10 protein-coding genes are annotated in these 11,878 nt (G+C 65.8%); 2 read left to right on the top strand and 8 right to left on the bottom strand.

The window, feature by feature from the left end:
- Positions 1-171 precede the first annotated feature (171 nt).
- Entirely contained in the window at positions 172-471 is a 300-nt protein-coding gene (locus GOACH_RS02685; protein WP_005170098.1) for a response regulator transcription factor, read from the top strand.
- A gap of 193 nt (positions 472-664) precedes the next feature.
- Here the strand turns inward: GOACH_RS02685 and GOACH_RS02680 are convergent, their stop codons facing one another.
- The 8 genes from GOACH_RS02680 to GOACH_RS02645 all read right to left on the bottom strand — a co-directional run bounded on the left by GOACH_RS02680 (position 665) and on the right by GOACH_RS02645 (position 10,007).
- Positions 665-1,597: an alpha/beta hydrolase gene (locus tag GOACH_RS02680; protein ID WP_005170090.1), complete on the bottom strand. Its 933-nt coding sequence runs from the start codon at positions 1,595-1,597 to the stop codon at positions 665-667.
- A 345-nt stretch (positions 1,598-1,942) separates the two neighbouring features.
- Entirely contained in the window at positions 1,943-3,133 is a 1,191-nt protein-coding gene (gene tuf / locus GOACH_RS02675) for an elongation factor Tu (RefSeq protein ID WP_005170087.1), read from the bottom strand.
- A 150-nt stretch (positions 3,134-3,283) separates the two neighbouring features.
- Positions 3,284-5,389: an elongation factor G gene (gene fusA / locus GOACH_RS02670; protein WP_005170084.1), complete on the bottom strand. Its 2,106-nt coding sequence runs from the start codon at positions 5,387-5,389 to the stop codon at positions 3,284-3,286.
- A gap of 148 nt (positions 5,390-5,537) precedes the next feature.
- Entirely contained in the window at positions 5,538-6,008 is a 471-nt protein-coding gene (rpsG, locus tag GOACH_RS02665) for a 30S ribosomal protein S7 (RefSeq protein WP_005170081.1), read from the bottom strand.
- Between the two features lie 6 nt (positions 6,009-6,014).
- Positions 6,015-6,386, bottom strand: coding sequence for a 30S ribosomal protein S12 (gene rpsL / locus GOACH_RS02660; RefSeq protein WP_005170078.1), 372 nt, complete (start codon positions 6,384-6,386; stop codon positions 6,015-6,017).
- Positions 6,387-6,877: 491 nt separating this feature from the next.
- The gene (locus GOACH_RS02655) at positions 6,878-7,519 is read right to left on the bottom strand and encodes a hypothetical protein (RefSeq protein WP_005170071.1); all 642 of its coding nucleotides are present in this window, start codon (positions 7,517-7,519) and stop codon (positions 6,878-6,880) included.
- 149 nt (positions 7,520-7,668) lie between these two features.
- Positions 7,669-8,559: an exodeoxyribonuclease III gene (locus GOACH_RS02650; protein WP_040517494.1), complete on the bottom strand. Its 891-nt coding sequence runs from the start codon at positions 8,557-8,559 to the stop codon at positions 7,669-7,671.
- Positions 8,560-8,639: 80 nt separating this feature from the next.
- On the bottom strand, positions 8,640-10,007 hold the full coding sequence (locus tag GOACH_RS02645; RefSeq protein WP_052003892.1) for a carboxylesterase family protein: 1,368 nt from the start codon (positions 10,005-10,007) through the stop codon (positions 8,640-8,642).
- Positions 10,008-10,107: 100 nt separating this feature from the next.
- Here GOACH_RS02645 and GOACH_RS02640 point away from each other — a divergent pair, with 100 nt between their 5' ends.
- A complete protein-coding gene (locus tag GOACH_RS02640) occupies positions 10,108-11,748 on the top strand; it encodes a sigma-54-dependent Fis family transcriptional regulator (RefSeq protein WP_005170064.1) in 1,641 nt (546 codons plus the stop codon).
- Positions 11,749-11,878 lie beyond the last annotated feature (130 nt).

Genomic DNA, 11,878 nt, shown 5'->3' with positions numbered 1-11,878 from the left:
AGGTCAGCGTATCGACAGTTGTATCGACTTGCTGTCCGAACGCGCCACACAGGGCACGTAGCGCATGGGGCCGTGAAGATAATTCCACCGATGAGACGACAAGCGGATCGCATGTCCACTGTCCGTCCGCGGGGTCCGTCCACAGTCGTCGGGGTGAGCCCAGGGAGCCCAATGCACCAGACACCGATAGTCCGGAATCGACCCGTATCTCTCCATCAGATCGAGACCATCGAGCATGAGCCGGTCCGAGCACGCCTGTCGGCACGTGAGATCGAGGTGCTCGTCGCGTGGCTCCATTCGGAGTCCAAGGAGCAAGCCGCACGCCGGTTGTTCCTCGGGACGACGACCGTCAGCACCCACATCTCGCGTATCCGTGCCAAGTACAACGCTGTCGGCAGGCCCGCTCCGTCGAAGGCCGCACTGTTCGTTCGCGCGATCCAGGACGGCTACGTCAGCCTCTCGGATTGGTGACGCGGCCGACCGGTGTCGATCGGTCACGCGCGTCGATCGTGTGATCGTCGATGTCACGCCCGCAGCCGCGTTGGTGTGACGGGCAACCGCTCCCCATCCTCGGTCACGGGCGTGACATCGGCGTCGCGAAGGAAGTCCACCAAGTTCACCGCTTCTCGCGCGTCGCATCCCCTGAAGACGCGCGAGCCCAGGCTCACCTGTCGTGGAACCACCTGCTGTTCTTGGCCCGCCACACCATGTCCTCCCAGTAGGCCCAGGTGTGGGTACCCGTGTTGGGGAAGTCGGTCGTGACGGGGATCTTCTGGAGGGCTGCCGCCACTTCGAAGGCGCGCGTCTGAGCCAGAGCCGCCACTTCGAGAGGAGTGCCCTTGATCGACGACACCGCGTCGGTGTTGTAGCGTCCCCACGTCGCCGAGCCGGAAGCGATACGGATCTTCATGCCACGCATCCGGGGCAGTTGCACAAGTGGATCGTTGCGCTCCCAGCGCGGGCTCCACGGAGGCCCCCACATCGCATCCGCGCTCAGTGGCCCGACGCCTGCCTCGACCCCGGCGTCGATCAACGCGACGCGGATCGCCTCGCGCATCGTCGGGGCCGACAGGTTCAGGTACCCCGACATCGAGAAGATGCTCGAGATGCGGTTGCGGTGGTAGGCGCCGTAGATCATGGCGGCGTTGCCGCCCATCGAGATGCCCATCAGGGCGTACTTCTGCTTCGGCCCCACCGCGAGACCGCGAGCGTCGAGCGCACGGATGATGGCGTCGAGGCGGCACGTCCACCGGTAGCGGTAGGCGATCTTGCTGCCGGGACTCTTCGTCTCCCAGTCGGAGTAGAAGCTCGCGAGACCGCCGACCGGTTCGACGACGTTGACCCCGGAATCGGCCATGCGTTGAATGCGCGTCTCGTGGCGCCAACCGCTGACATCACTGGTGGCACGCAGGCCGTCGAGCGCGATGACGGTCTTGTAATTGCCTGCGCGCGTCCACATGTCGACGGGGCTCGCAGGCATGCCGCATCCGCCTACCGAGAACCTCCCGAACGACGCCGCGTTCGCCGACCCCGCATTGACCAGCCCGACGCACAGTGCAGTCGCGACCAGAACCACCAGAACGATTGCGCGCCGCATGGGCACGACAGACCACCACGATCTCCTACGCACCGGTGAACCGTATTGCTGTCATCGACTCCCGGGCCAGCCGATCGGGGCGTCGTGACCACAGGTCTCCGACATTGAGACCCCGCAGTTACCAAAGTGGCGGATGTGACTTGAGTTAACTAGAGTTATTGGCCGTTTGCCCGGAAGAATCCAGCCATCTCACCTGTCGCAAGCCAGCTTCGACTCCGGCGAAGGTAGCTTGCCCACAGATCTGGTGGATTGCATCATGTGCACCACGCACAACAGCGCCCCAACCGCATACGCGGTTGGGGCGCTGTTGTCGACTCAGTGAGTCAGAACATCAGTGAAGCAACGTCACTTGATGATCTTGGTGACTCGACCCGCACCGACGGTGCGGCCACCCTCGCGGATGGCGAAGCGCAGGCCCTCATCCATGGCGACAGGCTGGATGAGCTTGACGCTCATCTCGGTGTTGTCGCCCGGCATGACCATCTCGGTGCCCTCGGGGAGGGTCACGACGCCGGTCACGTCGGTGGTACGGAAGTAGAACTGCGGACGGTAGTTGTTGAAGAACGGGGTGTGACGGCCGCCCTCGTCCTTGGACAGGATGTAGGCCTGGCCCTCGAACTCGGTGTGCGGGGTCGTGGTGCCCGGCTTCACGATGACCTGGCCACGCTCGACGTCCTCACGCTTGAGGCCGCGGAGCAGCAGGCCGGCGTTGTCGCCTGCCTGAGCGGAATCGAGGAGCTTGTGGAACATCTCGATACCGGTGACGGTGGTCTTGGTCGACTTGTCGCGGATGCCGACGATCTCGACTTCCTCGTTCACGTTGACCTCGCCGCGCTCCACACGACCGGTGACCACGGTGCCGCGGCCGGTGATGGTGAAGACGTCCTCGACGGGCATCAGGAACGGCTTGTCGGTCTCGCGGACCGGATCCGGGATCGACTCGTCGACAGCCTCCATGAGCTCCTCGACCGACTTGACCCACTTCTCGTCGCCCTCGAGCGCCTTGAGCGCCGAGACCTTCACGACCGGGGCGTCCTCGTCGAAGTCCTGGGCGGCCAGCAGTTCGCGGACCTCCATCTCGACGAGCTCGATGATCTCTTCGTCGTCGACCATGTCGGCCTTGTTCAGGGCGACCAGGATGTAGGGCACACCGACCTGGCGGGCCAGCAGCACGTGCTCACGGGTCTGCGGCATCGGGCCGTCAGTGGCGGCGACCACGAGGATCGCACCGTCCATCTGAGCAGCACCGGTGATCATGTTCTTGATGTAGTCGGCGTGACCCGGGGCATCGACGTGCGCGTAGTGGCGCTTGTCGGTCTCGTACTCGACGTGGGAGATGTTGATCGTGATACCACGAGCCTTCTCCTCCGGAGCCTTGTCGATCTCGTCGAAGGCCGACGCCTTGTTCAGCTCCGGATACTTGTCGTGCAGGACCTTGGTGATAGCCGCGGTCAGGGTGGTCTTGCCGTGGTCGACGTGACCGATGGTGCCGATGTTCACGTGCGGCTTGGTCCGCTCGAACTTCGCCTTCGCCACTTGTATGTCCTCCTGGACTGTGTTGCTCTACTGGGCGGATCCCAGCAGGGGTTTTCTCTTACGTTGTCCACGTCGTACGGGCACCTGATGCATGCCCGCACGACGCGTGCGCCGTTGGCGCGCGGTCAAAGCCGTTGACCGGCCGACGAATTACTCGCCGGTGGCCTTGGCGATGATCTCCTTCGACACGTTCGCCGGAACCTCGGCGTACGAGTCGAACACCATGGAGTAGTTAGCCCGGCCCTGGGTCCGCGACCGGAGGTCGCCGATGTAGCCGAACATCTCCGACAGCGGGACCTGTGCCTTGACGACACGGGCACCACTGCGCTCCTCCATGGCCTGGATCTGGCCACGGCGGGAGTTCAGGTCGCCGATCACGTCACCCATGTAGTCCTCCGGAGTCGTGACCTCGACGGCCATGATCGGCTCCAGGATGACCGGGCTCGCCATCTTCGCTGCTTCTTTCAGAGCCTGCGAACCGGCGATCTTGAAGGCCATTTCCGACGAGTCGACGTCATGGTACTGACCGTCGAGCAGCGTGACCTTCAGATTGACCAGCGGATAACCGGCGAGCACACCGTACTGCATGGCGTCCTGCGCACCGGCGTCCACCGACGGGATGTACTCGCGCGGGACGCGACCGCCGGTGACGGCGTTCTCGAACTCGTAGGTCGCACCGTCCTCGGCATCCGTGAGGGGCTCGAGCTTGATGATGACCTTCGCGAACTGGCCGGAACCGCCGGTCTGCTTCTTGTGCGTGTACTCGTGCTTGTCGACCGTCTTGCGGATGGTCTCGCGGTAGGCGACCTGCGGCTTGCCCACGTTGGCCTCGACCTTGAACTCGCGCTTCATACGGTCGACGAGGATGTCGAGGTGGAGCTCGCCCATACCGCCGATGACGGTCTGGCCGGTCTCGTCGTCGAGCTGCACGGAGAACGTCGGGTCCTCTTCGGCGAGCTTCTGGATCGCGGTGCCGAGCTTCTCCTGGTCGGACTTGGTCTTCGGCTCGATCGAGACGTTGATGACCGGGTCCGGGAAGCTCATCGACTCGAGCACGATCGGCGCGCTCGGATCGCACAGGGTGTCGCCGGTGGTGGTGTCCTTGAGGCCGATCATCGCGTAGATGTGGCCCGCGGTTGCCTCCTCGACCGGGTTCTCCTTGTTGGCATGCATCTGGAAGAGCTTGCCGATGCGCTCCTTCTTGCCCTTGGTCGCATTGAGCACCTGGGTGCCCGCCGCGATGTGGCCGGAGTAAACACGCACGAACGTCAGCTTGCCGAAGAACGGGTGAGCAGCGATCTTGAACGCCAGAGCCGAGAACGGCTCGTCACGGCTGGGCTTACGGGAGAGGATCTCCTCCTCGTTGCCCACCGCGTGGCCCTCGACGCTCGGCACGTCCAGCGGGGACGGCAGGTAATCGATGACCGCGTCCAGCATCGGCTGCACGCCTTTGTTCTTGAAGGCCGAGCCGCACAGCACCGGGTAGTACTCACGCGCAATGGTGAGCTTGCGGATCGCGCCCTTGATCTCGTCGATGGTGAGCTCTTCGCCGCCGAAGTACTTCTCGAGCAGTTCTTCGTCGCTCTCGGCGATGGTCTCGAGCAGCTTCTCGCGGTACTCGGCAGCCTTCTCCTTGAGATCCTCGGGGATCTCCTCGATGGTCGGCTCCGCGCCGATCTCGACCGTGCCGCGCCAGGTGATGGCCTTCTGCTCGATCAGATCGACGACACCGTCGAAGTTGTCTTCGGCGCCGATCGGCAGCTGCAGAACCAGCGGCTTGGCACCGAGGCGCTCCTCGATGGTGCGCACGGTGAAGTAGAAGTCGGCGCCCAGCTTGTCCATCTTGTTGACGAAGCAGATACGCGGGACGTCGTACTTCTCGGCCTGACGCCAGACCTGCTCGGACTGGGGCTCGACGCCCTCCTTGCCGTCGAAGACGGCAACGGCACCGTCGAGCACACGCAGGCTGCGCTCCACCTCGACGGTGAAGTCGACGTGCCCGGGGGTGTCGATGATGTTGATCTGGTTGCCGTTCCAGAAGCAGGTCACGGCAGCGGAGGTGATGGTGATACCCCGCTCTTTCTCCTGCTCCATCCAGTCGGTGGTCGAGGCACCGTCGTGGGTTTCACCGATCTTGTAGTTCACACCGGTGTAGAAGAGGATTCGCTCGGTAGTGGTGGTCTTGCCGGCATCGATGTGCGCCATGATGCCGATGTTGCGAACCTTTTTGAGGTCGTTGAGCACTTCCTGTGCCATCAAGTTCCCTTCGGGAAGTTTTCGGACTGAAGACTGTCTTCATTTGTCAGCCTGGGCTCGCCTGCGCTCGCCCACCACCCTCGCAAGCTCGGGTGGACTGGCCGGTCGTCGCCACGCTCCGAGCGGCCAGTGCCCGGGTGTGGTCATGTCACCAGCGGTAGTGTGCGAACGCCCGGTTGGCCTCGGCCATCTTGTGGGTGTCCTCGCGACGCTTGACCGACGCGCCGAGACCGTTAGAGGCGTCGAGCAGCTCGTTGGCCAGACGCTCGACCATCGTCTTCTCGCGACGCTGACGGCTGAAGGTCACCAGCCAACGCAGCGCGAGTGTGTTGGCGCGGTTGGGCTTGACCTCGACGGGCACCTGGTAGGTGGCACCACCGACGCGACGGCTCTTGACCTCGAGGGTCGGCTTCACGTTGTCGAGCGCACGCTTGAGGGTGACCACCGGATCGGTACCGGTCTTCTCGCGGGCCTGCTCGAGTGCCTGGTAGACGATGCGCTCGGCGGTCGACTTCTTACCGTCGAGCAGGATCTTGTTCACCAGCTGGGTGACCAGCGTCGAACCGTAGACCGGGTCATTGACGAGGGGGCGCTTGGGTGCGGGTCCTTTACGTGGCATCGCTTATCAGCTTCCCTTCTTGGCGCCGTAGCGGCTGCGAGCCTGCTTGCGGTCCTTGACACCCTGGGTGTCGAGCGAGCCGCGGATGATGCGGTAACGAACACCCGGGAGGTCCTTCACACGACCGCCGCGGACGAGCACCATCGAGTGCTCCTGCAGGTTGTGGCCCTCACCCGGGATGTAAGCGGTGACCTCGACGGAGCTCGTCAGGCGCACGCGGGCGACCTTACGGAGCGCGGAGTTCGGCTTCTTGGGGGTGGTGGTGTAGACGCGGGTGCACACGCCGCGACGCTGCGGGCTCCCTTTGAGGGCCGCCGTCTTCTTCTTGGCGGTCTTGTCGTGGCGGCCCTTGCGGACCAGTTGGTTAATCGTTGGCACTTGTGAGTTTCTTTCCTCGTTGTCGTCGTGTCGTGGTTTGTGCTCCGGGCAAACACACAGAGCCGAAAGTTACGATTCTGGTTGCTTCCACAACTCGCCCCACCGGCACTTCTGTGCTGGTCAGTACAGTTATTGCCACCCCGAGGTCGGGCGTGTCAAACACCCGACAGCGGACTCGCTTGGTGTGGTCCGGCGCGCCTGGGACGTGCCGAGACGTTCTCTGAAAAGAATGGTCTCGATCCGATCGCCACCGGTAGACCCGGCGAGGGCATGCGGACGTTGCCCGGGCAGCCGGGCACCGACGATCCACTCTACCGACCCGGTTTCCACAGGTCAAAAAACCGATCCACAGCCCGAACCGCAGGTCTCGGGAAGCTGAACACCCGGTGACCTCTGCGTACTCCCAACGCCCGTCGACGCCGCCGTGTTCCCTGCATCGTTGCTGATGAGCGGGCTCCCATGAGATGCCGTGGGAGCAACACGGGCCGGGATCAATGCGCGAGGAGAACCTTGAGCAGGACGACCACCGCGGCCAGTGCTGCGGTGAGTATGCCCGCGATGATCACCCGCAGGCTGACCTCGTTTCCACGCACTCGCTCGACGACGATCGGCACGCTCGCGATGCGCAGGACGACGACCGCACCCGCGATCCCGTGCGCCCAGGCCGTCGGCAACACATCGGCCCAGCCGAGCGCAAGCGCGATCGCGGGAAGGATCGCCGAGGAGATGATGGGCGTTGCGTCACGCAACTCGTGGCGAATGTGGGTGCGTACGTCGTCGTCCGCGGGCGAGTGCCCACTCCGGGGGTGTTCCTCGTCGTGCGCGCCGCCACCCTGGGCCGACGCACTTCGCACGTGCGCCTCCGGAATGCTGTTGCCTGCGACCAGGTCGGCGAAGACGTGCGCGATGTAGGTCGTCAGGCCCGTACCGAGGATCAGCCAGACCGCGTCGCCGTTCTCGACCGCATGCGCCGACGCCGTGACCAGCGCTGCGAGCACCAGGATGTTGCCGTAGACGTACGCGGACAACCGCGACGCCGCACGGTCGGGCGCCAACGGCCCGCCTCGACGTCGCGTGAGGATTCCGCGCCATTCGGCGCGCGGGGTTCGGGTGGGCGGGACCTGTGAGGTCATGGCCCGATGCTGTCACGTCTCGCCGCAGCGATGCTGTGTAACCCTCACCCGCCCGGGGATGACCCCCACGTTGCGGTTGCCCAGGAGTGCGGTTTCCGCACCTCTGGGCAACCGGAATCGCACCGGTGGCGTCGACGACCTACCGGTCCTCACTTCTCCTGCGGCAACCGCGCGGTGGCACCACGTCGTGCCGGATTCGACGGCGGCGGCACCATCGGCCCGATGTCGCCGTCAGGGGCGGCGTCGAGGTCGACGACGACCGGCGCGTGATCGCTGGGTTTGGTCCCCTTGCGCGCCGCACGGTCCACCCACGCCGCCTTCACCCGACCGTTCACGTCGCCGCCCGCGAGGATCAGGTCGATCCGCATGCCGAGGTCTTTGTGGAACATGCCCGCCCGGTAGTCCCAGTAGCTGAACACCCGGTCGTCGGGCCATCGGTCCCGGACCACGTCGTGCAGGCCGAGTCCCTCGATGTCTTGGAGCGCCGAGCGTTCGGCGACGGTCACGTGAGTGTGCCCGGCGAAGGCGGCGGGGTCGTAGACGTCGGCGTTGGCAGGCGCGATGTTCATGTCGCCGCACAGCATCGTGTTCGACGGGGCGTCGACTCCGGTTCCCGCACCGACGACCTCGCGCAGTCGCTCCAGCCATGACAGCTTGTAGCGGTAGTGATCCGAGTCGGGCTCACGACCGTTGGGTACGTACAGCGAATAGATGCGCACTCCCCCGCAGACCGCCGACACCGCACGGGCCTCGGGCGCCGCTGCCGGGTCGGGAAAGCCGGGCGCGCCGTCGAAGTTGTCGACGACGTCGTCGAGTCCCACCTTCGACAGGATCGCCACGCCGTTCCACTGTCCCTGCCCGACGTGCGCGAATTCGTAACCGCGCTCGGCGAATTCGGGGCCGAGGACGGTGTCGAAGACGTCGTCGGAGAGTTTGGTCTCCTGCAGACAGACGACGTCGGGTGACCGTTCGTCGAGCCACGGCAGCAGCCTCGGGATGCGTTGCTTGACAGAGTTCACGTTCCAGGTCGCCACGCGCATGCAGACCACGGTAGTCAGCGCACCGGCGCCGGAACCAGACGGCCGGGCCTCCGTCATCCACCAACCGGGCGATCAGGAGGTCACGCGGACACCTGCCGGTAACGCAGCACCGAACGCGCCTCAAGGGGCTCACACTCGCCGAGGTCCTCTCCCCGCAGAAACCGGCCCCAGATGGCACGTAGTACGCGTCCGGCCTCCTCGACCTGTTCCCACGTCGCACCCTCGAGCAATTGCGCTCCCTCCCACTGCTCTTCGACGCCGAACAGCAGTGGCAACTCGATGCAGTGCGCGGCGCCGAGGTTGTTGCCGGGGGCGTGCCAGTGCACCCGGTAGTCGACGACACGCCCGCCCGCTGCAGCATGTTTGCGGGCGAAGTCGGCGGTCGGTGCCGAGTACACCCTGCGGGTGATCAGTGAGGTCACCACACGTCGAATCGGTCTACCCAGGATCGGGACGTGCGACGCCGTTTCCGCGATCGGAACGCCGGGCACGAAGAACTCGATTTCGTCGCGGTTGCAGCCGACGAGCAGGTCGATGTCCGACGCCGATTCCGCCCACGCCTCCTCGACGTCGGATTCCGCGGGCAGCGGCTCGAGTCCGTACTGCACACCGAACGGCATCGCACCGGTCAGCCCGTATCGCGGTCCGTCGACGATGAGTTTCTGCTGGACCGACAGGATCTCGTCCAGGCCCGTAGAGTCGTCGAATTCCATTGTGCGCGAGAACAGGTCGCGCGCCATGTCACTCCGATTCCAGCGGATGCCGAACGGTGCGCTCTGCAGGATCGCACGGCGAAAGCGCCGTGTAGCCCGCGGTACCGTCATCAGATGTGCCACCGCGTCGGCACCGGCAGACTGCCCGACGCAGGTGATCTGATCGGGATCACCACCGAACGCCGCGATGTTGTCGTGTACCCAGTCGAGTGCGGCGATGAGGTCGAGCAGGCCGAGATTGGCTGGCCGTTCCGACGAACCGTCGCCCAGGAAACCGAGCACACCGAGCCGGTACGTGACGGCGACGACGATCACGTTCTGCTCGACCACCAGCGTCGTCGGATCGTGGTGCGCCTCGTCGCCCGCGCCGAGCACATACGAGCCGCCGTGCACCCACACCATCACCGGCAGCGGGGTGTCGATCTCGCCTGCCGGGCGGGTGATCGTGAGTCGCTGACAGTCCTCGTCGGCGACGAGGGCCGTCGGCGGGCCCCCGAACATGGCTGTCACGAGAGGGCTGGGAAGCTGCGGGCAGGCGGGAGCCGGTTGCTCGCAGTGGTGCGCAACCGTCCATACAGCGCACGGCTCGGGAGCCGCGAAACGATCCGCACGGGCGTACGGAATCGCCGACGAGCGAACCACTGCGCCGTCGACGATTCCCGCCACCGGTCCGCACGGCGGGTCGAATAGATGGAGGTCCGTGGACTCGACGTCGTCTCGTGCCGGTTGTGCCATTCCCTCACGATAGTGAATGGCCCGGCGCCGGGGCCCCTCGTGGGCCTGCACCTGCCTGCGCACCGCAACCTTTTCTTCGCATCGATTCTGTGCCATCTTTGTGACCATCGACACACGTTTCGCCTCACCGGAGAGTGCGCCGCAACGCGCAGTGATCGCGCAGTCGTGGCGTCGATCGGCGCTGTCCGGATTGCAGCCGGACAGCCCACTCCCCGAACTCGTCGACGACACAGGGCGCTCCGACACGCTGCTCGACGCCGCTCGCCCGGTACTCGACGACGCGGCCAGGCGGCTTGCCGACACCGGAACATCACTGCTGCTCGTCGACCACGAGTGTCGGATGGTCTCGCGGGTGAGCCTCGGCCCCACCGTGCAACAGGCACTCGACAAAGCGGGCGCGGCACCGGGGGCCGACCTCGGCGAGGAGACCGTCGGCACCACCGCCCTGGGCACCCCCGCCGAGATCCGTCGTGGATTGGCGGTCAACGGGCGCGAACACTACCTCGAGCAATTCAAATCGCTCAGTTGCTTCGGCGCGCCGATCATCCACCCCGCCACCCGTCGACTCGCGGGCATCCTGTGCATGACCGAGATCGCCGACCGCATGAACCCGCTCGCCGTACCGCTGGTGACCGGCATCGTCGGCGACATCGCCGACCGGCTGCTCGACCGTTCGCGCGCCCAGCAGCGTCGGGTCCTCGACGCCTTCCAGCGCGCCGCACCTCGCCGAGACGTGGCCGTCGCCGCGATCAGCGAGGACCTGCAACTCACCAATTCCCGTGCCGCAGAGCTCCTCTCACCGACGGATATCGCAGCGTTACGGGCGGTCGCCGCCGATCCCGCACTACGTGAGCGCACGCTCGCGCTCACACTGGCATCCGGCGTCGACGTCGAGGTGCTCGCCACCCCGGTCGTCGGCGCACGCGGTGCAGCGCTGTTCGGCCTGCGGCCGACGGCGTCCGCGTCACGCAAAACCTTCTGCTCCGACCCTGCGTCGACGACGCGCTCGACTTCCGCGGCGATCACCGGCGAACCCGGCACCGGCCGCAGCACCAGAGCCCGGGCCATCGCAGGCGCGGACGCCATACTCGTCGACGTCGCCGACCGCTTGATCACCGGCGATCAACCCGACGTCGGCGCGCTGCTCGGCCGATCACGACGGCAGTCACTCGCACTGATCGTCGACGGCGTCGACCTACTCGACGAGCGGTCGCTCACCCTGCTGGCCGCCGCGTGCCGCAGCGCCGACGCGTCCGCTCCGCTCGTGCTCGTCGCCGGCCCGCCCGACCAGGCCCGCTCGGGCGTCGCGGCGCTCCTGGCCCGGTGCGCGACACATGTCGATGTCGCCCCGCTGCGCAATCGAACCACCGAATTGGCAGACCTGATCGCAGAGATGCTCGCGGGCACCGGCTCAGGCACAGTCCGTTCTGTCAGTGCATCGACTCTGGATGCGCTCGTCTGCCAGGAGTGGCCGGGGAATCTCGTCGAACTGTCGTCCGTGTTGCACCGAGCCGTCCACTCGTGTGAGGCACGTGGCGCACGCACGATCACCCCCGCCGACCTCCCGCCCGACTATCGCACCACCAGCCGCGCCGCGCACCTGTCCGGACGTGAACAGGCCGAGCGTGCTGCCGTTCTCGAGGCGCTCGAGCGACACGCGGGCAACAAGGTGCATGCGGCTCGCGACCTCGGGATCAGTCGCACCACCCTCTACGCCCGCATTCGCGCGCTCGGGATCTGACCCTCGGGATCTGATCGGGCCTAGGCAGGCCGACAGACAGGGCGCAGCGGACATCGCCGTCCTCGCACCGACGCGTGCGACGTGCGGCTACGGGCGCTTTCATCATTGTTCACCGCGGGTGTCCAGTTTC

Source organism: Gordonia aichiensis NBRC 108223 (genome assembly GCF_000332975.1).
GTDB classification, from domain to species: Bacteria; Actinomycetota; Actinomycetes; order Mycobacteriales; family Mycobacteriaceae; genus Gordonia; species Gordonia aichiensis.
This window is presented reverse-complemented; position numbering and strand designations above follow the sequence as displayed.